This is a genomic window from Pseudomonas sp. LH1G9 (genome assembly GCF_002949975.1).
GTDB classification, from domain to species: Bacteria; Pseudomonadota; Gammaproteobacteria; order Pseudomonadales; family Pseudomonadaceae; genus Aquipseudomonas; species Aquipseudomonas veronii.
Genome location: NZ_CP026880.1, coordinates 394,747 through 418,966 on the forward strand (window position 1 = coordinate 394,747; position 24,220 = coordinate 418,966).

Genomic DNA, 24,220 nt, shown 5'->3' on the forward strand with positions numbered 1-24,220 from the left:
ATATGGAGAGCTTCGGCAGTATCGAATGCTTTGTGCGCAGCGCCGAAGGCGGCAGCTTTGCCGAAGCGGCCCGGCGCTTGAGCCTGACCCCGGCGGCGGTGGGCAAAAGTGTCGCCAAGCTGGAAGCGCGGCTGGGGGTGCGGCTGTTCCAGCGCAGCACCCGGCGCCTGACCCTGACCGAAGCCGGCAAACGGTTCCTCGCCGAAGTCAGCGACAGCCTGATCACCATTCAGAACGCCGTGGCCAACCTGGCCAGCGCCGAGGGGCGGCCGGTGGGGACGCTCAAGGTCAGTATGGGCACGGTGTTCGGTAATCGTTATGTCATGCCGTTGCTGGGGGAATTCGTCCGGCGTTTTCCGGATATCAGCCCGGATTGGCATTTTGACAACCGCCAGGTCGACCTGATCGGCCAGGGCTTCGATGCGGCCATCGGCGGTGGTTTTGAGCTGCCCCAGGGCGTGGTTGCACGCAAGCTGACGCCCGCGCACCGGGTGTTGGTGGCGTCAGCGGATTACCTGGCGCAACGCCCGCCGGTACTGGCGCCCGAGGATTTGGCGCGCTGCCTGGGCATCCTGATCCGCTCCCCGCAAACCGGCCGCGTGCGTTCCTGGCAACTGACCAGCCGCGAGCGCGAACAGCGTCCGTTGGCGCTCAAGCCGCGCATGACCCTGAGCGACTCGGAGGCCGCCTGTTGCGCGAGCGCCCAGGGGATGGGCATTGCGCTGGTGAGCATGCCGATGGCAGTGCCGTTCCTCGACAGTGGCGCGGTGGTGCGGGTGCTGCCCGACTGGTACGTCGACGACGGCAACATCTCCCTCTACTACGCCGAACACAAACTGCTGCCCGGCAAGACCCGGGCGTTTGTCGACTTCATCCTCGAGCAGTTTTTAATCGCGGGACTGGCGCAGCGCTTCAGCGCGATTTGATCGCCGCGACCTGTTCTATCGGCTGCGCGGCCAGCCGATGACAGTCTTCGGCCGCGGGGTGGCGTAGGTCCTGACCTTCGACGTCGACAACCCCAATCGCACCAACCCTTCGGCAATCGTCACCGCCGCCGTTACCCCGTCCACCACCGGCACCCCGGTGCGCTGGCGAATGCGTTCGTCCAGCCCGGCCATGCCGCCGCATCCCAGGCAGATCACCTCGGCCTTGTCCTCGCGGATCGCCAGTTCCGCCTGCCGCACGATGGCCTCCATGGCCGCCAGCGGGTGTTCTTCCAGCTCCAGCACCGCCATGCCGCTGGCCCGCACCGAGGCGCAGCGTTGATACAGGCCGGCGAGTTTCAGGCGGTCCTCGATCAGCGGTACGGTGCGGTCCAGGGTGGTCACCACCGAGTAGGCGTGGCCGAGGAACATCGCGGTGGTGGCTGCCGCTTCGGTGATGTCCACTACCGGCACATTCAACAATTCCTGTAGGCCTTCGCGCCCATGTTCGCCATACCCGGCCTGGATCACCGCATCGAACGGCTGGTCGTAGGCCATCACGCGGTCCATCACCGCGATGGCCGCCAGGTAGCTCTCAAAATTGCCTTCCACCGATTCGGCGCCGAAGTACGGCGTGAGCCCGACAATCTCGGTGCCCGGCGAGGCCACGGACCGCGCTTGCTCGGCGATGGTCTGGGTGATGGATTCGGTGGTGTTGACGTTGACCACGAGGATACGCATGGAATGTCCTTTTTAATGACTGACGTTATCGACTGCAATGCTTTCACCGCTGACATCAGCGTAGAACGCTTGGCGCTTGGCGATCAGCCGGTACAACAGCCCTGCAATACCGGCGCCAAACAACCAGGAAAACGGCGAGACACTGGCAAACCCCGGCAACAGCGCCAGCAGGATGGCGATCACCGCCGCAGGAATAAATGCCGCCACCGCGCGCATATTCACGCCACGGCTGTAGTAATAAACGCCATTCGGGTCTTCGCTGTACAGTTGCGGCACATCGACCTGGCTTTTACGGATCAGCCAGTAATCGACCATGATCACCCCGTACAACGGCCCGAGCAGCGCGCCCAGGCCGGAAAGGAAATACACGATCACCAGCGGGCTGTTGTAGAGGTTCCACGGCAGGATCAGCACCGCCACGGCAGCGCTGATCAACCCGGCGCGGCGGAAGTTCAGGTACTTGGGCGCCAGGTTGCTCAGCACAAAGGCCGGGGCGACGAAGTTGGCCATGATGTTCACCGCCACGGTGACGATCAGGAACGCCAGGCAGCCGAGTACCAGGAAGAACGTATTGGGGATCGCCGCGATGATCTCGGTCGGGCTTTCGATCACCCGGCCATTGAGCTGGAACTGCCCGCCGCAGAGCAGCACGGTGATGGCGGCGAACACCAGGATGTTCACTGGCAGGCCCCAGAAGTTGCCGACCTGGATGGTCTTGCGGCACGGCGAAGAGCGCGCGAAGTCGCAGAAGTTGAGGATCAACGTACCGTAGATCGCCAGCCACAGCGCGCCGCCGGCAAAGATATTGCGCCACATCTCGCCACCGGTGAGCGGCTCGCGGATCGACCAGGCGATGTGGCCGTCGGCCTGGAAGTACATCCAACCGGCCAGCGAAGCGACGGTCAGCAAAATCACCGGCCCGGCGAAGCCTTCGTAGCGACGCACGGTCTCCATGCCGTAGGCCAGGATCACCAGTTGCACGAACCAGATCGTCACAAAGCACGCCCAGCCCAGGCTCGACAGGCCCAGGATCGAGTTGTGGTCATAGTCGGCAAACCCCGGATGAATCGCCGTCAGCAATACTCGGAACACCACCGAGGCCAGGTAGGTCTGGATACCAAACCAGGCAATCGCAATAACCGCACGGATCAAGGCCGGAATCTGTGCGCCGTGAATGCCGAAGCTGATGCGGCTGATCACCGGAAACGGCACCCCGGTCTTCTGCCCCATATAACCCGACAAATTCATGAAGAAGTACACCAGCGCCGCGCCGATCCCCAGGGATAACAGAATCTGCCAGCCACCCAGGCCCAGCGCATATAAGCCAATGGCGAACGAGTAATTGGCGATGTTGTGTACGTCGTTGGTCCATAACGCAAAGATGCTGTAGCGCCCCCAGCGTCGGCCTTCGACCTTGGTCGGCGCCAGGTCCCGGTTGTGCAGGCGCGGGCTGAGTACCAGCGGGCCGGGGCTCGCGGCCTCGGGGTTGAGGGCGGAGGAGGGCAGATCCAGTGCGAGGGTGTTCGAGAGGCGTGTACGCATTCCGGCAGGCTCCAGCACTGCTGCAGCAAAGCCGCAGCGGGAAAGTGTATGTATGTTTTGTATTTATTGTATACAAAGAGTACTTCACCTTAAGCCACATACGTGCCAGTTTTCGATCTATGAAAACCTTGGTTAATTTCGTTTTTATAGGTTCTATAAATAACTGACTGAATTCAAAGCGATATAAATTGACCGTTTGAACAGGTATTTATTTTTGACGGGGCAGAACCTCTGTTTAGAGGATAAACAGCGGCAGAGAGGAGATGTTACGTTTTGGTGCGCAGGTCGGTGGATTGCACACATAAATGGCACCGATGGTTACATTTGTGTGTACATTTTTACGCTCGGCACAAAACAAATGTGGGAGGGGGCTTGCTCCCCCCTCCCACATGGTTGACTGCGTCAGCGCTTAGGCCTTGCTGATGAGATTCCCGGCATGCAGCCCGCATTCCTTCTGCGTGGCTTCTTCCCACCACCAGCGGCCTTCGCGCTCGTGCTGGTTCGGCAACACCGGGCGGGTGCAGGGCTCGCAGCCGATGCTGATAAAACCGCGCTCGTGCAGGCTGTTGTACGGCAGCTCCAGCATGCGGATGTAACTCCAGATCTCTTCGCTGGTCATCTGCGCCAGTGGGTTGAACTTGTACAGGGTGCGCTCCGGGGTGGAGAAGGCCGTGTCGATTTCCAGCGCAGCCACTTGGCTGCGGGTGCCGGGGCTCTGATCGCGGCGCTGGCCGGTAGCCCAGGCGCGCACGCCGGAGAGCTTGCGGCGCAGCGGCTCGATCTTGCGCACACCGCAGCATTCGCCATGGCCGTCTTTGTAGAAGCTGAACAAGCCTTTCTCTTTGACGAAGGGTTCCAGTTTGCTCTGGTCCGGCGAGATCAGCTCGATGTCGATCTTGTAGAACTCGCGCACCTGTTCGATGAAACGGTAGGTCTCCGGGTGCAGGCGGCCGGTGTCGAGGCTGAACACCTTGACGTTCTTGTTCAGCTTCCAGGCCATGTCCACCAGCACCACATCCTCTGCACCGCTGAAGGAAATCCACAGGTCATCGCCGAACTGGCTGAACGCCAGCTTGAGAATGTCCTGGGCAGATTTGTTGGCATAGGTCGTGGCGAGTTCAACGACATCGAAGGCTTGGTTCATCAGGACGGTTCCTACAGGTCAGTGGCGCTGAGCGCTCTATAGGAGAGCGATGGTATCAAAATCCGCCCTGCGTTGCGGCCGCCGCCTTGAATCGCTAGAGTTCGGCAGTCTTTTTGCTCGCTCGACTTGAACAATACAAATAGGAGTGTCTCGTGGAAATTGCCTGTCTCGACCTGGAAGGGGTATTGGTTCCGGAAATCTGGATCGCCTTCGCCGAAAAAACCGGTATTGAATCCCTGCGGGCGACCACCCGGGACATTCCCGACTACGACGTGCTGATGAAGCAACGCCTGCGCATCCTCGACGAACACGGGCTCAAGCTCGCCGATATCCAGGAAGTGATCGCTACCCTCAAGCCGCTGGACGGTGCCATCGAGTTCGTCAACTGGCTGCGCGAGCGCTTCCAGGTGGTGATCCTGTCGGACACCTTCTACGAATTCTCCCAGCCGCTGATGCGCCAGCTGGGGTTCCCGACCCTGTTGTGCCACCGCCTGATCACTGACGAAACCGACCGCGTGGTCAGTTACCAACTGCGCCAGAAAGACCCCAAGCGCCAGTCGGTGCTGTCGTTCAAGAGCCTGTACTACCGCGTGATCGCTGCCGGCGATTCGTACAACGACACCAGCATGCTGGGCGAGGCCGACCGCGGGATTCTGTTCCATGCGCCGGAGAATGTGATCCGCGAGTTCCCGCAGTTCCCGGCGGTGCATACGTTTGAAGAGCTGAAGAACGAGTTCATCAAGGCTTCGAACCGGCCGTTGAGCCTGTAAGTCGTTCCGCGCAGTTGGCGGCCCCATCGCGAGCAAGCCCGCTCCCACATTCGACCGCGTTTATCCTCTGGAAGCGCGGTCGAATGTGGGCGCGGGCTTACAGCCGCCTGAGTTCTTAAGCCCCTGCCAGCAACCGCTCATACGGGATGCTCAAGCCTTCATGCAGGCGCTTGATCATCGACAGGCTCAGCTTGCGCTTGCGGTTGAGCACTTCGGACACCCGGCCGCTGGTGCCGATGAAGGCCTCCAGGTCGCGCGCCGTCATGCCGAGTTGCTCCATGCGAAAGCGGATGGCTTCCACCGGGTCCGACGGCGGCATCGGATAATGTTCGGCCTCATACTTTTCAATGAGGACCGCAAGAATTTCCAGCTCATCGCCCTCAGGCGAGCCGATTGGCGCTTCCCATATCTGTTCGACGCGTGCGAGCGCGGCGGTGAGGTCTTCTTGGGAATGTATGGGTTTGATGTTCATCACACGGTCTCCGCGTTGATCTGATCGTACTGTGCGTGGGTTCCCACGAAACGTATGAACCCAAGCTGACGCTGATAATTGATCGCCATGATCACTCGATACCGGTTGCCGCCCACGTTGAATACAACCCTGCTGCCTTTGAGGATGCTCGCGGTTCCGAGCTCCGCCTTGAGCGCTTGCGGCGTTGGGTATGCAGCCTTCTCCATATGGCGATACAACTCGACCAGCGGTGTTTTGGCGTCGATACAAGCTGGGTGGCTCTCCCAGAAGAGACGTAAGGTCGAGAACGCGATTATCCGCATGATCCTAACCTCCCAATTTGGGAGATGTTAGGCTCTGGCAAGTGCAGATGCAATCTTGGAAATATTTTCTGACGAGTAAGCAATCGCTTCATGTGATCCTTCACAGATGGCGGGTGGACGGTCGAAACCGCACGCTATCCTCCGATTCACAGGCCGTCCACAGCGGTTCTGATTCAGGTTTTTTCCGCGGCCGGGGTTGCCTCCCAACGCCAGGAAGGGCGCTGCGTTACAAGCTTTCCAGGGTTTGTAACAATACCCGCACCTTGGTCAGCGACTCCTGATATTCCGCCTGCCATTGCGAATCGGCGACGATCCCGCCGCCGCCCCAGCAGCACACCTGGCCGTCCTTGACCAGCAGGCTGCGGATGGCGATGGAACTGTCCATCTCGCCACGCACGTCCAAGTACACCAGCGAGCCGCAGTACAGCCCGCGGCGGGTTGGCTCCAGTTCGTCGATGATCTGCATTGCGCGGATCTTCGGTGCGCCGGTGATGGAGCCGCCAGGGAAGCTGCCGGCGATCAGATCCAGGGCGTCCTTGTCGTCGGCCAATTCGCCGGTGACGCTGCTGACCAAGTGATGCACGTTGGGGTAGCTTTCCAGGCTGAACAACTCCGGCACTTTCACCGAGCCGGTGCGGCAGGTGCGCCCGAGGTCGTTGCGCAACAGATCGACGATCATCAGGTTCTCGGCACGATCCTTGGGGCTGGCCAGCAGTTCGGCGGCGTTGGCGGCGTCTTCTTCAGGCGTCAGGCCGCGCGGGCGGGTGCCTTTGATCGGGCGGGTTTCGACCTGGCGCTGGCTGATCCTGACGAAACGTTCCGGCGACAGGCTCAGTACCGCGCCGTCATCCGGCAGGCTCTGGAACCCGGAAAATGGCGTCGGGCAGGCTTCGCGCAAGGCGCAGTAGGCCGCCCACGGATCGCCGCTGCACGCTGCGCGAAAGCGCTGGGTGAAGTTGACCTGGTAGCAGTCGCCCGCGCGGATATAGTCGTGGATGCGGGCGATGGCCTGCGCGTAGGTCTGGGCGCTGATGTCGGGGGTCATGGGGCCGTGGAGCTTGAAGTTGGCGGCTATCTCGGCGGCTGGCTGGCTGAACAGCTTGATCAGTCGCTGCCGCTCGCCATCGGCCAGTGTCGGGTGAAACACCAACTGGCTGGTCTGCGCCTGGTGATCGCTGACCAGGGCCCAGGCGTACAGCCCAAAACGTGCGTCCGGCAGGTGCAGATCGTCCACCGCGCGGTGCGGCAACTGTTCCAGGTGCCGGCCGAAATCGTAGCTCAGGTAACCGATCAGGCCGCCGACGAACGGTAACTCGTAGCCGGCCGGCAATGCCGCCTCACCCAACTGTGTAAGGTTTTCCCGCAGGCGTTGCAGGAACTCGCTGCCGCTCTCGTCAGGCCGCACCGCCAACGTCGCTTCGGGCCAGGCGCTGAGCAGGTCATAACGGCCCCGCTCGGCGGTCGGGCGGCCGCTGTCCAATAGCACCGCGCCAGGGGCATGGCGAATCGCCGCAAAATACTCGGCGGGGTTGGCCCGGTAGGGCAGTGGGTGTACGGAACAGGTCGACATGCGGGGTGGATCAGCTGATGGCGTGGGGGAGGAGATTGTAGACCCCCGTAGGATTTGGTCCTAGGGGGGATGTCGGGGATAGACAGATCGAAGGCCGGCTCAGCCTTCGACGGCGGGGATGTGCCCGAACATGGCCTGCACGAACTTCACCCGTTCTTCCGGCGTTTCCGTCACGCCGGCAGCTTTCAGGGTTTCCAGTCGTGCCTCGACCGCATGGGTGCGCAGGGTCAGGCCGCAGTCGTTGGCGATCTGGATATTCAGCCCCGGCCGCGCATTCAGTTCGAGGATCAGTGGGCCTTTTTCCTGGTCCAGCACCATGTCCACGCCGATGTAGCCCAGCCCGCACAGCTCATAGCAGCCGGCGGCGAGCTTCATGAAACCGTCCCAGTTGGGCAGTTGCACGCCATCCACCGCGTTGGTGGTGTCAGGGTGTTTGGTGATGATGTTGTTCAGCCAGGTGCCGCGCAGGGTCAGGCCGGTAGCCAGGTCGACGCCCACGCCGATCGCGCCCTGGTGCAGGTTGGCCTTGCCGCCGGACTGGCGGGTCGGCAAGCGCAGCATGGCCATCACCGGGTAGCCCATCAGCACGATGATGCGGATATCCGGCACGCCTTCGTAGCTGATGCTCTTGAAAATCTGGTCGGGCACCACGCGGTACTCGATCAGCGCGCGGTCGCGGTGGCCGCCCAGGGAGTACAGGCCGGTGAGGATGCTGGAAATCTGATGCTCGATTTCCTCATGGCTGATGATCTTGCCGGAGACCGTGCGATAACGCTCCTCAAAGCGGTCGGCGATGACGAGGATGCCGTCACCGCCAGCGCCCTGGGCCGGTTTGATCACGAAGTCGCTGCGCCCTTGGATGATCTCGTCGAGCTTGTCGATTTCCTTCTCGGTGGAAATCACCCCGTACATTTCCGGCACATGGATGCCAGCCGCCAGCGCGCGTTCCTTGGTGATGATCTTGTCATCCACGATCGGGTACAGGCTGCGCTTGTTGTACTTGAGCACGTAGTCCGCATTACGCCGGTTGATGCCCATGATGCCCCGCGCTTCCAGGGCCTTCCAGGTCTTCCAGAAGCCGAACATTACGAGTCAGCCTTGAGGAAGGCCTTGAAGCGCACCAGCTCGGTCAGGCGGTAGCCGCGATAACGCCCCATGGCCAGCATGAAGCCCACTAGGATCAGCAGGATCGCCGGGAAGGTGAACACAAAGTAGACCAGCTCCGGCACGCTCATGATCAGGTGCGCCAGGGACGCCGCGAACAGCGTGCCGATCGCCACTTTCAGCGCATGGCTGGCGCCGCGTTCTTCCCAGGTGATCGACAGGCGTTCGATGGTCATGGTCAGAATCACCATCGGGAACAGCGCCACCGACAGCCCGCGCTCCAGCCCCAGTTTATGGCTGAACAGGCTGATGGCCGCGATCAGCACCACCACGAAGGTCAGCACCACCGACAGCCTCGGCAGCATCTGCAACTTCAGGTGTTCCAGGTACGAGCGCAGCGACAAGCCCAGCGCGGTGATGATCGTAAACAGCACAATCCCGAAGCCCAGCTGAGTCTCGCGGAACGCCAGGGCGATCAGCACCGGGGTAAACGTGCCCAGGGTCTGCAGGCCGATCAGGTTGCGCAGGATCAGGATCACCAGCACGCCGATCGGGATCATCACCATGATCATGAAGGTCTGCTGGGTTTGCAGCGGCAGGCCGTACAGCGAGTATTCGAGGAAGTTGGCGTCGGTGTTTTCGTCGGTCAGCTTGGCCAGGCGGATCGCGTTCATTTCGCTGTTGTTCAGGCTGAAGGTGACCATGGCTTTCTTGCCGCCATCGACGGTGATCAGGTTTTCATCGCCGGTCCACCACAACAGGCGGTCGGCGGGCAGGCCTGGTTCGCCGGTTTCCGGGTTGAAGTACAGCCAGTCATTGCCATTGAAGCTGCGCAGCCACAGTTCCGGGGTTTGCGGCTGGTCGGCGACGAGGCGGATGGTGTGGACCTTTTCCACCGGCACGTGGGCGATGGACAGCAGCAGTTCGACGATCTTGGCCTTGTGCGGTGTCGAGGGGTCGCCCGCCAGCAGCAGCTTGACGTTGTCGTCGTTGAGGTTGTTGGTGCGCTTGATGGCTTCGGTAATAAAGGTTTCCACATCGGCCGAGTGCTGGCGGATCGGCGCGAGCAGGGCTTCGGCGGCGATTTTTTCCGGGCCTTCCACGGCGATGCTGTCGCGGAAGGTCGGGCCCTTGATCTTGACCTTTTCACCGCTGTAACGCTTGGTCAGCACCAGGCGGTAATACAGGGTCTGCTTGCCCTTGGCCCGGCGCGCCGACCAGGTGACCTTGCGGTTGCCATCGATGCGGTTGACGCTGACCCCGTAGTTATTCGAGATGAAACTCTCATTGAGGCTGACGAAGTCGCGGCTCAGGGGCGGCACGAACATCTGGATCTTCACCGGGTCTTTCGGGTTGGCGACGAACTCGACCTTGGCGTCGATGTTCCACAAGTCGTCGGTGGCGTCCTCGGTGACGGGAATGCCCAGCACGAAGATCTGGTAGGCGGTGACCGAAATACCCAGCACCACCAGGAGGGTGATGAGGATTTTCAGGTGCAGGGTCAGAGAGCGCATTCGGTTTACTCGGCGGTATGAGCGTCGGCGGCGCAGGCAGGTTTGCCCGCTGCGTATTTAAGACTGGGGTCGACCAGCGCATCAAAGCGTTTCAACGCTTCGGAGCCGATCAGCAGCGGGTATTGGAAAGCGCTGCGGTCAGTCAAGTTCACTTCGATGCTGCGTAAAGCGCTGCCCATGCAGATATCCAGGGCAATCACCGGACGGGCGGTGTAGTTCTTGTCCTCATCGGGGTCGTAGTCACCGGCGCGGCGCTTGATCTTGCTGACGCGGGCCAGTGGGCGTTCGATGGGGTGGGAATGGGCGGTGTCGATGGCCAGGTAGAAGCGTACCCAGGATTCGCCGTTGCGCTTGAAGCGTTTGATATCGCGGGCGCTCAACGAGGCGGTCTTGGCGCCGGTGTCGAGTTTGGCCGCCACTTCCAGGTCGATATCCGCCAGCTTGGCGTATTCGTTGAGGCCATACACGGTCTTCTCGGCGGCAGCGCATAGCCCCGGCATAAGTCCTGGTATGAACAGTAGGCAAAACAAACGGGGGAAGGGCTTGAGTCTCATAAATCCTGAGGCGGTGCAGTGCGATGTTCAATTCAAGGCGACTGGCATTGCTGCGCAAGCTCCCTCGTGCGCCGTTTCATCAAGAGATGTCAGGCAAAAGCGGCGTCTATTCTAACATGATGCTTTTTTGGCGCCAGCGCTGGCAGGCGGCCATGTCCTTGTTGCTTACAACGACGGTTATTAGACGATTGTCGACAATGTTGATTTATTCTTTGACTAAGTAGGGCTTATTGGCTAGTTTTTGCGGCATTGCTTTTAAAGGTGTCGACAATATGCTGGATCAATCGGAAGCTCCGGTGGTCTCCCCGGAAGAATCCCAGACAATGTCGGAGAATGTCTTTAGGCGTATACAGGCCGCTATCGTCAAAGGCGAGATCGCCCCCGGCAGCAAGATCTCCGAGCCGGAACTGGCGCGCACCTATGGCATCAGCCGCGGCCCGTTGCGTGAGGCGATCCACCGTCTCGAAGGCCAGCGCCTGCTGGTGCGCGTGCCCCATGTGGGCGCTCGCGTGGTGTCGTTGAGCCACGCCGAACTGATCGAACTCTATGAAATCCGCGAATCCCTCGAAGGCATGGCGTGCCGCCTGGCCGCCGAGCGCATGACCGATGCGGAGATCGAAGAACTGCGCCAGGTGCTGCACACCCACGAACGGGATGCGGCGTTCCAGGCGGGTGTCGGCTATTACCAGCAGGAAGGCGACTTCGACTTTCATTACCGGATCATCCAGGGCGCGGGCAACCGCACCTTGACCCAAATGCTCTGCGGCGAGCTGTACCAGTTGGTGCGTATGTACCGCATCCAGTTCTCCGCAACCCCCAATCGTCCACGCCAGGCCTTTGCCGAGCATCACCGTATTCTTGACGCGATCGCCGATCGCGACGGTGAACTGGCCGAGTTGTTGATGCGTCGTCACATCGGCGCCTCCAAACGCAATATCGCCCGCCACTTCCCAGGCGGTGCTCCCCAGACAGCCACTCAGCGAGGTGAGTCATGAGTTCCAATAACAACCGCACTCCAGGCCAGCGTTTCCGTGACGCGGTCGCCAGCGAACACCCATTGCAGGTGGTCGGCACGATCAATGCCAACCACGCACTGCTGGCCAAGCGCGCCGGTTTCAAGGCGATCTACCTGTCGGGTGGCGGGGTGGCCGCGGGCTCCCTCGGCGTGCCGGACCTGGGCATCACCGGCCTCGATGACGTGCTGACCGACGTGCGCCGCATCACCGACGTGTGCGACCTGCCGCTGCTGGTGGACGTGGACACCGGTTTCGGCTCCTCGGCGTTCAACGTGGCACGCACCGTCAAGTCGATGATCAAGTTCGGCGCCGCTGCCATCCATATCGAAGACCAGGTCGGCGCCAAGCGCTGCGGTCATCGCCCGAACAAAGAAATCGTGTCCCAGCAGGAAATGGTCGACCGCATCAAGGCCGCCGTGGATGCGCGCACCGATGACAGCTTCGTGATCATGGCGCGTACCGATGCGCTGGCCGTCGAAGGCCTGGAATCCGCCCTGGATCGCGCCGCCGCCTGCATCGAGGCCGGCGCCGACATGGTGTTCCCGGAAGCCATCACCGAGCTGGACATGTACAAGCTGTTCGCGTCAAAGGTAAAGGCGCCGATCCTGGCTAACATTACCGAGTTCGGTGCAACCCCGTTGTACACCGTCGATCAACTGAAATCTGCCGATGTTTCCATCGTGCTGTACCCGCTCTCGGCCTTCCGCGCCATGAACAAGGCCGCCGAAAACGTCTACACCGCGATCCGTCGCGACGGCACCCAACAGAACGTGATCGACACCATGCAAACCCGCATGGAGCTTTACGATCGCATCGACTACCACACCTTCGAGCAGAAGCTCGACGCGCTGTTCGCCGCCAAGAAGTAACGAACGCGCCTCCCGGATAACTACAAAATTGGAGAGTAACCATGGCTGAAGCAAAAGTACTGAGCGGCGCTGGCCTGCGTGGCCAGGTGGCCGGGCAGACCGCACTGTCCACCGTGGGCCAGGCCGGTGCCGGCCTGACCTATCGCGGCTACGACGTGCGCGAACTGGCCGCTGATGCGCAGTTCGAAGAAGTCGCCTACCTGCTGCTGTACGGCGAATTGCCGACCAAGACCGAACTGGCTGCCTACAGCGCCAAGCTGAGCAAGCTGCGTGACCTGCCCCAGGCGCTCAAGGAAGTGCTCGAGCGCATCCCGGCCGACGCCCACCCGATGGACGTGATGCGTACCGGTTGCTCGTTCCTCGGCAATCTCGAGCCGGAGCAGGACTTCAGCGTACAGCGCGATGTCACCGACCGTCTGCTCGCTGCCTTCCCGGCGATCATGTGCTACTGGTACCGCTTCAGCCATGACGGCAAACGCATCGACTGTGTGACCGACGAACCTTCCATCGGCGGTCACTTCCTGCACCTGCTGCACGGCAAGACGCCGAGCGAGTTGCACGTCAAAGTGATGAACGTGTCGCTGATCCTGTACGCCGAGCACGAATTCAACGCGTCGACCTTTACCGCGCGTGTCTGTGCGTCGACCCTGTCTGACTTGTATTCGTGCATCACCGCCGCCATCGGTTCGCTGCGCGGCCCGCTGCACGGCGGCGCCAACGAAGCGGCGATGGAAATGATCGAGCGCTTCTTGTCGGCCGAGGACGCCGTCGACGGCACCCTCGCCATGCTGGCGCGCAAGGACAAGATCATGGGCTTCGGTCACGCGATCTACAAAGACAGCGACCCGCGCAATGAGGTCATCAAGGGCTGGTCGAAACTGCTCGCCGAAGAAGTGGACGACAAAGTGTTGTTCCCGGTCTCCGAAGCCATCGACAAGGTCATGTGGGAGCAGAAGAAGTTGTTCCCCAACGCCGACTTCTACCACGCCTCGGCGTACCACTTCATGGGCATCCCGACCAAGCTGTTCACCCCGATCTTCGTGTGCTCGCGCCTCACCGGCTGGGCCGCGCATGTGTTCGAACAGCGCGCCAACAACCGCATCATCCGTCCAAGCGCTGAGTACATCGGCGTCGAACAGCGCAAGTTCGTGCCAATCGAACGTCGCTGAAGGCCGACGATTCCAGGATTGAAATGAGGTCAAAAGGTGGGAGGGGGCAAGCCCCCTCCCACATTTGAATCGCATTTCAAATCTGGATCAGTGGGTTCCTTTTGTAATCACCGTGACCGAGTCCTGACGATGAACACTGAATTTCGCAAATCGCTCCCCGGCAGCCGCCTCGATTACTTCGACGCCCGCGCGGCTGTCGATGCAATCACCCCCGGCGCCTACGCCACCTTGCCTTACACCTCCCGCGTACTCGCGGAAAACCTGGTGCGTCGTTGCGACCCGGCCACCCTCAATGCTTCCCTGAGCCAACTGATCGAGCGCAAGCGCGACCTCGACTTCCCTTGGTTCCCGGCGCGGGTGGTGTGCCATGACATCCTCGGCCAGACCGCCCTGGTCGACCTCGCCGGCCTGCGCGATGCCATCGCCCTGCAAGGCGGCGACCCGGCCCAGGTCAACCCGGTGGTGCCGACCCAACTGATCGTCGACCACTCCCTGGCCGTCGAAGCCGGTGGTTTCGACCCGGACGCGTTCGAGAAAAACCGCGCTATCGAAGACCGCCGCAACGAAGACCGCTTCCACTTTATCGAGTGGACCAAAAAAGCCTTCAAGAACGTCGACGTGATCCCGCCGGGCAACGGCATCATGCACCAGATCAACCTGGAGAAAATGTCTCCGGTGATCCAGGTGCGTGACGGCGTGGCGTTCCCCGATACCTGCGTCGGCACCGACAGCCACACCCCGCACGTGGATGCCCTCGGCGTGATCGCCATCGGCGTCGGCGGCCTCGAAGCCGAGAGCGTGATGCTCGGCCGCGCTTCGTGGATGCGCCTGCCGGAAAGCGTCGGCGTGGAGCTGACGGGCAAGCTGCAACCCGGTATCACCGCCACCGACATGGTGCTGGCGCTGACCGAGTTCCTGCGTCAACAGAAAGTGGTGGGCGCATGGCTCGAGTTCTTCGGCGAAGGTGCATCGGCACTGACCCTGGGCGACCGCGCGACCATCTCCAACATGGCCCCGGAATACGGCGCCACCGCGGCGATGTTCTACATCGACCAGCAGACCATCGCCTACCTGAAACTCACCGGCCGTGAAGACGCACAAGTCGCCCTGGTCGAGCAATACGCACGCCAGACCGGCCTGTGGGCCGACGACCTCAAGGGCGCGAAATACGAGCGCGGCCTGACCTTCGACCTGTCCAGCGTCGTGCGCAACATGGCCGGCCCGAGCAACCCGCACGCCCGTGTCGCCACCAGCGACCTCGCCGCCAAAGGCATCTCCGGCCAGTGGGAAGAAGTACCGGGGCAAATGCCCGACGGTGCGGTCATCATTGCCGCGATCACCAGCTGCACCAACACCAGCAACCCGCGCAACGTGATCGCCGCCGGCCTCCTGGCGCGCAACGCCAACAAGCTGGGGCTGAGCCGCAAGCCGTGGGTCAAGTCGTCCCTGGCGCCCGGTTCGAAAACCGTGGCCATGTACCTCGAAGAAGCCGGCCTTGGGCACGAACTGGAAAAACTCGGTTTCGGTGTGGTGGCCTTCGCCTGCACCACCTGCAACGGTATGTCCGGTGCGCTCGACCCGGTGATCCAGCAAGAGATCATTGACCGCGACTTGTACGCCACCGCCGTGTTGTCGGGTAACCGCAACTTCGACGGGCGTATCCACCCGTATGCCAAGCAAGCGTTCCTGGCTTCGCCGCCGCTGGTGGTGGCCTATGCGATTGCCGGCACCATCCGTTTCGACATCGAGAAGGACGTACTGGGCCTCGACGCCAACGGCAAGGAAATCCGCCTGAAAGACATCTGGCCGAGCGACGAAGAAATCGACGCGGTGGTCAAGGCGTCGGTCAAGCCAGAGCAGTTCCGCAAAGTGTATATCCCGATGTTCGCGATCCACGAAGACACCGGCCCGAAAGTCGCGCCGTTGTATGAGTGGCGCCCGCAAAGCACCTATATCCGCCGTCCGCCGTACTGGGAAGGTGCGCTGGCCGGTGCGCGGCCGCTCAAGGGCATGCGCCCGCTGGCGGTGCTGCCGGACAACATCACCACCGACCACCTGTCGCCGTCCAACGCGATCATGCTCGACAGCGCCGCCGGCGAATACCTGGCGAAAATGGGCCTGCCGGAAGTCGACTTCAACTCTTACGCGACCCACCGCGGCGACCACCTGACCGCGCAACGCGCCACCTTCGCCAACCCGAAACTGTTCAACGAAATGGTCGTCGAAAACGGCAAGGTCAAGCAGGGTTCCCTGGCGCGCATCGAGCCGGAAGGCAAGGTCACGCGCATGTGGGAAGCCATCGAAACCTACATGGAGCGCAAGCAGCCGCTGATCATCATCGCCGGCGCCGACTACGGTCAGGGTTCGTCCCGCGACTGGGCGGCCAAGGGCGTGCGCCTGGCGGGTGTGGAAGCGATTGCCGCCGAAGGGTTCGAACGCATTCACCGCACCAACCTGGTGGGCATGGGCGTGTTGCCGCTGGAGTTCCTGCCGGGCACCGACCGTCATACGTTGAAGATCGACGGCAGCGAAACCTATGACGTGGTCGGCGAACGCACCCCGCGCGCGCAGTTGACCCTGGTGATCAACCGCAAGAATGGCGAACGTGTCGAAGTGCCGGTGACCTGCCGCCTGGACACCGCCGAAGAAGTGTCGATCTACGAGGCGGGCGGCGTGTTGCAACGTTTTGCCCAGGACTTCCTGGAATCGGCGGCGACCGCCTGAAGAGGATAACCATGTCACACGTACCGCAAATCAAGATCCCCGCCACCTACATGCGTGGCGGCACCAGCAAGGGTGTGTTTTTCAGCGTCCAGGACCTGCCCGAGTCGGCGCAGGTCCCGGGGGCCGCACGCGATGCCCTGCTGTTGCGGGTGATCGGCAGCCCCGATCCCTACGACAAGCAGATCGACGGCATGGGCGGCGCCACGTCGAGCACCAGCAAAACCGTGATCCTGGCCAAGAGCAGCCGCGCCGAGCATGACGTGGACTACCTGTTCGGCCAGGTCGCCATCGACAAACCGTTCGTCGACTGGAGCGGCAACTGCGGCAACCTGTCGGCGGCGGTGGGTTCCTTCGCCATCAGCGCGGGCCTGGTCGACCCGGCCCGCGTGCCCCGCAACGGCGTGGCCGTGGTGCGGATCTGGCAGGCCAATATCGGCAAGACCATCATCGCCCACGTACCGATCACCGACGGCGCGGTGCAGGAAACCGGCGACTTCGAACTGGACGGCGTGACCTTCCCGGCCGCCGAAGTGCAGTTGGAGTTCCTGGACCCGGCCGCTGAAGAAGAGGGCGGCGGCGGTTCGATGTTCCCCACCGGCAACCTGATCGATGACCTGGAGGTGCCGGGCGTCGGCACCTTCAAGGCCACGCTGATCAACGCGGGTATCCCGACAATCTTCATCAACGCGCAAGACCTGGGTTATACCGGTACCGAGCTGCAAGGCGCAATCAACGGCGACCCGAAAGCCCTGGCGATGTTCGAGACGGTGCGGGCCTATGGCGCGTTGCGCATGGGCCTGATCAAGCATCTGGACGAAGCCGCCCAGCGTCAGCACACGCCGAAGGTGGCCTTCGTGGCGCCGCCTGCGGACTACGTGGCTTCCAGCGGCAAGGCGATCAAGGCCGGCGATATCGACCTGCTGGTGCGTGCCTTGTCCATGGGCAAGTTGCACCACGCGATGATGGGCACCGCAGCGGTGGCGATCGGCACGGCTGCGGCGATTTCCGGGACCTTGGTCAACCTCGCGGCGGGCGGCGTAGAACGCAACGCGGTGCGCTTCGGGCATCCGTCCGGCACCTTGCGGGTCGGCGCTGAAGCCACCCAGGTCAACGGCGAATGGGTGGTGAAGAAGGCCATCATGAGCCGTAGTGCGCGGGTGTTGATGGAAGGCTTTGTACGCGTCCCAGGCGACGCGTTCTAAGGCTCGATACACATCCAATGTGGGAGGGGGCTTGCCCCCGATAGCGGTGTACCAGTCGACACATTCATTGACTGACCCGCCGTCATCGGGGGCAAGCCCCCTCCCACAAGGGATCTCTATTCCAAGGCAGGCATCGAAGATCTGCTTCCAGTAACCGTGAGCCAGAGGACTGACCCCCCACCCACTTTGGAGAACAACCATGAGCGCCAACGTCGACCAGAACACCCGCCCCGACTACGACCAGGTTTTGCAGGACATCGCTGACGGCGGGCGGCGTGGAACGCAACGCGGTGCGCTTCGGGCATCCGTCCGGCACCTTGCGGGTCGGCGCTGAAGCCACCCAGGTCAACGGCGAATGGGTGGTGAAGAAGGCCATCATGAGCCGTAGCGCGCGGGTGTTGATGGAAGGCTTCGTGCGCGTCCCAGGCGACGCCTTCTAAAACCCAACACCAATCCCCTGTGGGAGGGGGCTTGCCCCCGATAGCGGTGTACCAGTCGACACATTCATTGACTGACCCGCCGTCATCGGGGGCAAGCCCCCTCCCACAAGGGATCTCTATTCCAAGGCAGGCATCGAAGATCTGCTTCCAGTAACCGTGAGCCCGAGGACTGACCCCCCACCCACTTTGGAGAACAGCCATGAGCGCCAACGTCGACCAGAACACCCGCCCCGACTACGACCAGGTTTTGCAGGACATCGCTGGCGGCGTGGAACGCAACGCGGTGCGCTTCGGGCATCCGTCCGGCACCTTGCGGGTCGGCGCTGAAGCCACCCAGGTCAACGGCGAATGGGTGGTGAAGAAGGCTATCATGAGCCATAGCGCGCGGGTGTTGATGGAAGGCTTTGTACGCGTCCCAGGCGACGCCTTCTAAGGCTCGATACACATCCAATGTGGGAGGGGGCTTGCCCCCGATAGCGGTGTACCAGTCGACACATTCATTGACTGACCCACCGTCATCGGGGGCAAGCCCCCCTCCCACAAGGGATCTCTATTCCAAGGCAGGCATCGAAGATCTGCTTCCAGTAACCGTGAGCCCGAGGACTGACCCCCCACCCACTTTGGAGAACAGCCATGAGCGCCAACGTCGACCAGAACACCCGCCCCGACTACGATCAGGTTTTGCAGGACATCGCTGACTACGTCCTCAACTACCGGATCGACTCCCCAGCCGCGCTGGACACTGCGCGCAACTGCCTGATGGACACCCTCGGTTGCGGCCTGCTGGCGCTGCGGTTCCCGGAATGCACCAAGCACCTGGGGCCGCTGGTCGAGGGCACGGTGGTGCCGTTCGGCGCGCGGGTGCCGGGCACGTCGTTCCGGCTCGACCCGGTCAAGGCCGCCTGGGACATCGGCTGCATCGTGCGCTGGCTCGACTACAACGACACCTGGCTCGCCGCCGAATGGGGCCACCCCTCGGATAACCTCGGCGGCATCCTCGCCGTGGCCGATCACCTCTCGCAACGACGCGTGGCCAATGGCGACGCGCCGCTGACCGTGCGCGCAGTGCTGGAAGCGATGATCATGGCCCACGAGATCCAGGGTGTGATTGCCCTGGAAAACGCCTTCAACCGTGTCGGCCTTGACCATGTGCTGCTGGTGAAAGTCGCCTCGACGGCGGTCACCGCCAAGCTGATGGGCGCCAACCGCGAGCAACTGCTGTCGGCGCTGTCCCACGCCTTTGTCGACGGTCAGGCATTGCGCACCTATCGGCACGCACCGAATGCCGGTTCGCGCAAATCCTGGGCGGCGGGCGATGCCTCCAGTCGCGGTGTGCGGCTGGCAGACATCGCGCTGCGCGGCGAGATGGGCATCCCCGGGGTGTTGAGCGCGCCGCAATGGGGCTTCTACGATGTGCTGTTCAGCCACACCAACAAAGACCTGGCGCTCAAGCCCGAAGGCAAGCGCACCTTCAGCCTGTCCCAACCCTACGGCACCTATGTGATGGAAAACGTGCTGTTCAAGATCAGCTTTCCCGCCGAGTTCCACGCGCAAACCGCCTGCGAAGCTGCGGTGACCTTGCACCCGCAGGTTGTCGATCGCCTGCACGACATCGAACGCATCGTGATCACCACCCATGAGTCGGCGATTCGGATCATTTCCAAGGTCGGCCCATTGGCCAATGCGGCCGACCGCGATCACTGCCTGCAATACATGACCGCCGTGCCGCTGGCCTTCGGCACGCTGGTGGCCGAGCAGTACGAAGATGAGTTCCACGCTGCGCACCCGATCATCGACGAGCTGCGCGAAAAGATGGTGATCGTCGAAGAGCCCCGCTACAGCCGCGAATACCTGGAGGCGGACAAACGTTCCATCGCCAACGCGGTGCAGGTGTTCTTCAACGATGGCACCCACACCGAGCAGGTCGCGGTGGAGTACCCGATTGGGCATCGTCGGCGCCGGGTGGACGGTATTCCGTTGCTGGAAGACAAGTTCAAGGCCAACCTGGCGACGCGCTTTACGGCCCAGCGCAGTGCCGAGATTTTTGCGTTGTGCAAGGATCAGGCGCGGCTTGAAGCCACGCCGGTGAATCGCTTTGTGGATTTATGGGTGATATGACCGCGCCGTGGTTGCGCACGCTCGCGAAGGGCAGGTTTTGACACAGACATACTTTGCGATTGATGCGTCCTACATCTTCGGAACCGTTTTCAGATAGAAGCCAATCAGGTGTCAGATGCCCTGCAGGCGCGGGTCATCTGGCAAGCGATGCTTGTGGATCAAACACCTGAATCTGAAAAGGCCCTTTTATGAATAGCGTAAACAATCGCCCGCCAATGCCCAACACCGTCGGCTATGACATGTCGCCGAACGCCAGGCTCCGTCGCGCCGACGAGAGCCTCAGAGTACCTGACAGTCCTCTGGCCAAGGCGTCGTCTGCGGCAAAAAACGCGGTACCCGCTCATCTGGAACACCTCTCTGGCCAGAACAAACAGTTGGCCGAAAAATATGATCAGATGGTCGCCAAGTTAACGCCGCAAATCATGAAGCTTCAGGAGCAAGTGAACCAGCTTGCGCAGCACCCCAAGGTGAAGGCAGCGTCTGGAAAAGAGGCGGCACCGTCGAACCCCAGTACTCGTGGTGATCCTGCGGCGAAGCAGAACGGCACGTCGCCTGAAGCGCGCGGCCGTATGGACAATACACAAGGGGCCGGGCGGGATGCTCCTCCCTCCCTTGAGCGCTTGACTGCCGAAAATAAGCAACTGGGCGATAGGCTCAATAAGTTGGAGTCCGGTTTCAATTCGGTCGTTAAAGGGCTTCAAGACCAGATCGGTGATTTGAGTAAGAGGTTGGGCGCGGATACTCCCCAGACCCGGATGCCTCCCGCAGCGCAGGGGCAGGGGCAGGGGCAGGCCAATCAGGGAGCTTCTTCCGGTCAGGGCAAGCAAGGCGCGGCGCAGGGTCAGGGGCAGGCCAATCAGGGTGCTTCTTCCGGTCAAGGCAAGCAAGGCGCAGCGCAGGGTCAGGGTCAGGCCAATCAGGGTGCTTCTTCCGGCCAGGGCAAGCAAGGCGCAGCGCAGGGTCAGGGTCAGGGGCAGGCCAATCAGGGTGCTTCTTCCGGTCAAGGCAAGCAAGGTGCGGCGCAGGGTCAGGGTCAGGCCAATCAAGGTGCTTCTTCGGGTCAAGGCAAGCAAGGCGCGGCGCAGTCCAACGAAAGCAACCCGTCGGCCCGGTCCGATGAATCAAACCAGGCGCCTCGTACCCTCGAGGATCTCGCACGCGACAATGAGCAACTTCGCACACGCATCGACCAGATGATGGCTGAATTTTCCAAGGTGATTTCCGAACTGCAGAAGCAAATCGAGCAGCTGAATAACCAGATCAAAGCGCTGAAGGGTTAAGTTCAGCGATAGAAAAACGGGTCAATGTGGGGCGGTAAGCCCGCACCTGCATCGACCCCGTTCTGCTGAACATTCATTCAAAGCGCAAAATAACCCGACGGTTATGCTTGCTCTTCTTCTCGATCTTCTCGCAAAACACCCGGCCGATTTCTTCGGTGTTGATCACATGGGTGCCGCCGCATGGCTGGATATCGATTCCGGCAATTTCAATTACGCGCACCGAGCCCTGGATCACGGGCGGAGCTACCGCTTGGGTGCGGGTGATCTGCAGCAGGGTTGCGTACTCCGACGCGGGCATCGACAGGGTTTTCACCTGATGAGCCTGTTCGATCAGTGCGTTGATATCGCGGGTGATGCTGTCTTTGTCCAGGGTCATTTCCGGCAGGTCGAAATCCAGTCGCCCTTTGTCGGCGCTGATGCTGCAGCCGGTGACCGGGGCGTCGATGAGCGAACACAGCAGGTGCAGGCAGGTGTGCATTTTCATGTGCTGGTAGCGCCGCTCCCAATCGAGGCTGGCATCCACCTGGACCCCGGCGCTCAACTGCTCGGGACAGTGTTCCACCTGGTGCCAGATGATCGAGCGCTGCACCGGGTCGCGCACCGTGCCGAGGATGTCCACGCGCGTGCCGTCGTCCAGGGTGAAGTGGCCGCTGTCGCCGGGTTGCCCGCCGCCGGTAGGGTAGAACAGCGTGTGCTCCAGGGCGATGCCGTGTTCGCTGACGGCAATCACCCGGGCGCTGAAGGCGTTCTGGTAGGGCGCGCTGTCAAACAGCGCCAGGGTTTCCATGGTGTGCACAGACATGTTCAACCTCCGACAATCAATGGGCTGGCTTGCAGCAGGTGACGCACCATTGCGCTCAAGCCAGGGGGGGAGAGCAGGGTGATTTCAAATTCCGGCCCGCAGACTTTCAGGTTCAGCGGCAGACGTGGCAGACGGTCGCCCATTTCGATGTGGCGCAGGCGAAATTGCAGGTGATGGCGTTCTTTCACCGTGGGTTCGAGCATCAGCCCCTGCAACGGGTGAAAGTCGGCGTCCAGCACCGTGACCTTGTGGCTGGCATTGATCTCGCCGACCACGTGCAGGCGCTCATCGAGAGCGAAGGCGCCGAGGTAGCTGCTGTGCTCCGATTCGTCGTTCTTTTGCAATTGGATCTGGTTGACCACCTTGACCTTGGTCCCCGCCGGTACGTCCTGGGTGATCACGCACGCTGGGCTGATGAACACGTTGTCGCCGATCTGCACGTAGCCCAGCACGCGGGCGCCGGAGCCGATTTCGACGTTGTTGCCCAGGCGCGGGTGGCGCTTGCCGTCGGGGTTGTTGGCAATGCCGCGAGCGCCGAGGGTCACGCCGCAGAGGATGTAGCAGTCGTTGCCGATCTCGCAGGTTTCACCGATCACCGTGCCGTAGCCATGGTCGAGCACAAAGCGCCGACCGATGCGCGCTGCCGGGTGAATCTCCGCGCCGGAGAGGATCTTGCCCTGGTTGCTGAGCTTGAGGGCAATGCGCGAAAACATCCCGTTGGTCTGGTCGGGAAAATGCCACACCCGGTGCGCCAGCCGGTAGAACAGCACCGCCTTGAATGAGGCATAGGATTCCAGGATCAACTCGCCGCGCCCGCGCGACGCCGGGTCGCGGTAGGCGTAGGCAATCAGGTCCTCGGCCACCGCCTGGGCGGCGCTCTGGACCAACGGCGCCAAGTGCGGCTCCAGCTGCTTCATCTGCGTGGGCGTCAGGGTCTTGATGAGGTGGGTAAGCAATTCATCGTGCAGATGTTGCATGTCGATAAAGCCGCCCATGGAGGCACCCCCGCATTCTGGATGGTTGGATAACCGGTTATTCGAAACTGGGCAGGTAGCTGTCGGCATTGTCGTAGACCATGGTCAACACCACCGTTTCGGGCGGTAACTCCGGGGCGAGCTTGGCGATGGCCACCATATTGGCGGCCGAGGACAGGCCCAGGCTGATGGCATCGGTACGCATGATGCGTTTCATCATGTCGAGGCATTCCACGCGCGACACCTTGAGCATGCCGTCCAGCACGTCCAGGTTGAGGATGCTGGGGATCAAGCCGATCGACAGGCCCTGGATATGGTGGGGTGCGTGCTGGTTTTTCAGCAGGTCGCATTCCTCCGGTTCCACGCCCATCACGCGCAGGGCCGGCCAGGCGGCCTTGAGGGTTTCGCCGATGCCGGTGATATGGCCGCCGGTGCCGATGCCGCTGACGAAGTAATCCACGCGCTGCTCACCGAAGGCGCTGAGGATCTCCGGCGCGGTGGTGTCGCGGTGCGTCTGCGGGTTGGCGCCGTTGCGTTGCTGGTTGAGCATCACGTAGTTGGGGTTTTCCAACTGCAACTCCATGCATTTCTCGCCATGGGAATTGTTGCCGAGGCGGCTGTCCGACAGCACCACCTTGGCGCCATACAGGCGCAGCAGTTTCTGCTTTTCGGGGCTGTAGTTATCCGGGATCACCAGCACCACTTTGTAGCCGAGCACGTTGCCAGCCATCACCAGCCCAATGCCGGTGTTGCCGCCGCTGGGTTCGATAATGGTTTGCCCGGAGTCGCGCATCAGCACGCCGCGACGCTCGGCGTCGAGGATCATGCCCAAGGCGATGCGCGCCTTGTGGCTGCCGCCGGGGTTGAGCGATTCCAGTTTGGCGTAGACCTCGATGCCGAGGTCTTCGGAAAACTGCGCCAGGCGCACGATCGGTGTGTGGCCGATGGCGTCGAGAATTGAGTTATGCAGCATCAGGTCGTTACCCAGGG

Annotated in this window: 21 protein-coding genes and 2 pseudogenes; 11 read left to right on the forward strand and 12 right to left on the reverse strand. The window is 61.9% G+C overall.

The window, feature by feature from the left end; all coding sequences use genetic code 11:
- The first annotated feature begins 2 nt into the window (after positions 1 to 2).
- Positions 3 to 926 (forward strand): LysR family transcriptional regulator, encoded by a 924-nt coding sequence (locus C5F70_RS01935; protein ID WP_017848486.1) that lies wholly within the window; start codon positions 3 to 5, stop codon positions 924 to 926.
- A gap of 15 nt (positions 927 to 941) precedes the next feature.
- Here C5F70_RS01935 and C5F70_RS01940 read toward each other — a convergent pair whose 3' ends face one another.
- From C5F70_RS01940 to C5F70_RS01950, 3 genes are all read right to left on the reverse strand, one after another.
- A complete protein-coding gene (locus C5F70_RS01940; RefSeq protein WP_017848485.1) occupies positions 942 to 1,664 on the reverse strand; it encodes an aspartate/glutamate racemase family protein in 723 nt (240 codons plus the stop codon).
- A gap of 12 nt (positions 1,665 to 1,676) precedes the next feature.
- The gene (locus C5F70_RS01945) at positions 1,677 to 3,206 is read right to left on the reverse strand and encodes an NCS1 family nucleobase:cation symporter-1 (protein WP_057003799.1); all 1,530 of its coding nucleotides are present in this window, start codon (positions 3,204 to 3,206) and stop codon (positions 1,677 to 1,679) included.
- Between the two features lie 409 nt (positions 3,207 to 3,615).
- A complete protein-coding gene (locus C5F70_RS01950) occupies positions 3,616 to 4,350 on the reverse strand; it encodes a phosphoadenylyl-sulfate reductase (protein WP_017848483.1) in 735 nt (244 codons plus the stop codon).
- 152 nt (positions 4,351 to 4,502) lie between these two features.
- Between C5F70_RS01950 and thrH the strand changes: the two genes are divergently transcribed.
- On the forward strand, positions 4,503 to 5,120 hold the full coding sequence (gene thrH / locus C5F70_RS01955; protein ID WP_017848482.1) for a bifunctional phosphoserine phosphatase/homoserine phosphotransferase ThrH: 618 nt from the start codon (positions 4,503 to 4,505) through the stop codon (positions 5,118 to 5,120).
- Positions 5,121 to 5,235: 115 nt separating this feature from the next.
- Here thrH and C5F70_RS01960 read toward each other — a convergent pair whose 3' ends face one another.
- The 6 genes from C5F70_RS01960 to C5F70_RS01985 all read right to left on the reverse strand — a co-directional run bounded on the left by C5F70_RS01960 (position 5,236) and on the right by C5F70_RS01985 (position 10,636).
- Positions 5,236 to 5,592 carry a type II toxin-antitoxin system HigA family antitoxin gene (locus C5F70_RS01960; RefSeq protein ID WP_017848481.1) on the reverse strand — a complete coding sequence of 119 codons (357 nt, stop codon included), beginning with the start codon at positions 5,590 to 5,592 and terminating at the stop codon, positions 5,236 to 5,238.
- Entirely contained in the window at positions 5,592 to 5,894 is a 303-nt protein-coding gene (locus C5F70_RS01965; protein ID WP_046382411.1) for a type II toxin-antitoxin system HigB family toxin, read from the reverse strand. The genes C5F70_RS01960 and C5F70_RS01965 overlap by 1 nt, the downstream gene beginning before the upstream one ends.
- A gap of 226 nt (positions 5,895 to 6,120) precedes the next feature.
- Positions 6,121 to 7,464 (reverse strand): aminodeoxychorismate synthase component I, encoded by a 1,344-nt coding sequence (gene pabB, locus C5F70_RS01970; RefSeq protein WP_046489374.1) that lies wholly within the window; start codon positions 7,462 to 7,464, stop codon positions 6,121 to 6,123.
- A gap of 99 nt (positions 7,465 to 7,563) precedes the next feature.
- Positions 7,564 to 8,550, reverse strand: coding sequence for an alpha-L-glutamate ligase-like protein (locus C5F70_RS01975; protein WP_017848478.1), 987 nt, complete (start codon positions 8,548 to 8,550; stop codon positions 7,564 to 7,566).
- Positions 8,550 to 10,082 (reverse strand): inactive transglutaminase family protein, encoded by a 1,533-nt coding sequence (locus tag C5F70_RS01980; RefSeq protein ID WP_046382414.1) that lies wholly within the window; start codon positions 10,080 to 10,082, stop codon positions 8,550 to 8,552. Before C5F70_RS01980 ends, C5F70_RS01975 begins: the two co-directional genes overlap by 1 nt.
- 5 nt (positions 10,083 to 10,087) lie before the next feature.
- Positions 10,088 to 10,636: an ATP-dependent zinc protease gene (locus C5F70_RS01985; protein WP_026140213.1), complete on the reverse strand. Its 549-nt coding sequence runs from the start codon at positions 10,634 to 10,636 to the stop codon at positions 10,088 to 10,090.
- A gap of 272 nt (positions 10,637 to 10,908) precedes the next feature.
- On the opposite strand from C5F70_RS01985, the gene C5F70_RS01990 reads away from it, so the two are divergent.
- The 9 genes and pseudogenes from C5F70_RS01990 (at position 10,909) to C5F70_RS02030 (ending at position 21,454) form a co-directional block, all read left to right on the forward strand.
- On the forward strand, positions 10,909 to 11,631 hold the full coding sequence (locus C5F70_RS01990; protein ID WP_046382415.1) for a GntR family transcriptional regulator: 723 nt from the start codon (positions 10,909 to 10,911) through the stop codon (positions 11,629 to 11,631).
- Positions 11,628 to 12,521 carry a methylisocitrate lyase gene (gene prpB, locus C5F70_RS01995; RefSeq protein WP_017848474.1) on the forward strand — a complete coding sequence of 298 codons (894 nt, stop codon included), beginning with the start codon at positions 11,628 to 11,630 and terminating at the stop codon, positions 12,519 to 12,521. Before C5F70_RS01990 ends, prpB begins: the two co-directional genes overlap by 4 nt.
- Positions 12,522 to 12,562: 41 nt before the next feature.
- Positions 12,563 to 13,690 carry a 2-methylcitrate synthase gene (prpC, locus tag C5F70_RS02000; protein WP_017848473.1) on the forward strand — a complete coding sequence of 376 codons (1,128 nt, stop codon included), beginning with the start codon at positions 12,563 to 12,565 and terminating at the stop codon, positions 13,688 to 13,690.
- A 129-nt stretch (positions 13,691 to 13,819) separates the two neighbouring features.
- On the forward strand, positions 13,820 to 16,414 hold the full coding sequence (gene acnD / locus C5F70_RS02005) for a Fe/S-dependent 2-methylisocitrate dehydratase AcnD (RefSeq protein WP_046489377.1): 2,595 nt from the start codon (positions 13,820 to 13,822) through the stop codon (positions 16,412 to 16,414).
- A gap of 11 nt (positions 16,415 to 16,425) precedes the next feature.
- Complete coding sequence (prpF, locus tag C5F70_RS02010) at positions 16,426 to 17,616, forward strand: 2-methylaconitate cis-trans isomerase PrpF (RefSeq protein ID WP_017848471.1); 1,191 nt, start codon at positions 16,426 to 16,428, stop codon at positions 17,614 to 17,616.
- A gap of 257 nt (positions 17,617 to 17,873) precedes the next feature.
- Positions 17,874 to 18,056 (forward strand): annotated as a pseudogene (locus C5F70_RS02015) (PrpF domain-containing protein); the annotation flags it as partial.
- Between the two features lie 259 nt (positions 18,057 to 18,315).
- Positions 18,316 to 18,489 (forward strand): annotated as a pseudogene (locus C5F70_RS02020) (PrpF domain-containing protein); the annotation flags it as partial.
- Positions 18,490 to 18,689: 200 nt separating this feature from the next.
- Positions 18,690 to 20,174: a 2-methylcitrate dehydratase gene (prpD, locus tag C5F70_RS02025; RefSeq protein ID WP_057003803.1), complete on the forward strand. Its 1,485-nt coding sequence runs from the start codon at positions 18,690 to 18,692 to the stop codon at positions 20,172 to 20,174.
- A gap of 188 nt (positions 20,175 to 20,362) precedes the next feature.
- The gene (locus C5F70_RS02030; protein ID WP_158683832.1) at positions 20,363 to 21,454 is read left to right on the forward strand and encodes a hypothetical protein; all 1,092 of its coding nucleotides are present in this window, start codon (positions 20,363 to 20,365) and stop codon (positions 21,452 to 21,454) included.
- Between the two features lie 73 nt (positions 21,455 to 21,527).
- On the opposite strand, the gene C5F70_RS02035 is transcribed toward C5F70_RS02030, so the two are convergent.
- From C5F70_RS02035 to C5F70_RS02045, 3 genes are read right to left on the reverse strand one after another with little or no spacing between them, the layout of a single operon-like run.
- Positions 21,528 to 22,256: an alanyl-tRNA editing protein gene (locus tag C5F70_RS02035; protein WP_104902640.1), complete on the reverse strand. Its 729-nt coding sequence runs from the start codon at positions 22,254 to 22,256 to the stop codon at positions 21,528 to 21,530.
- Positions 22,257 to 22,258: 2 nt separating this feature from the next.
- Positions 22,259 to 23,251 carry a serine O-acetyltransferase gene (locus C5F70_RS02040; protein ID WP_017845199.1) on the reverse strand — a complete coding sequence of 331 codons (993 nt, stop codon included), beginning with the start codon at positions 23,249 to 23,251 and terminating at the stop codon, positions 22,259 to 22,261.
- 37 nt (positions 23,252 to 23,288) lie between these two features.
- On the reverse strand, positions 23,289 to 24,203 hold the full coding sequence (locus tag C5F70_RS02045) for a PLP-dependent cysteine synthase family protein (RefSeq protein ID WP_104902641.1): 915 nt from the start codon (positions 24,201 to 24,203) through the stop codon (positions 23,289 to 23,291).
- Positions 24,204 to 24,220 lie beyond the last annotated feature (17 nt).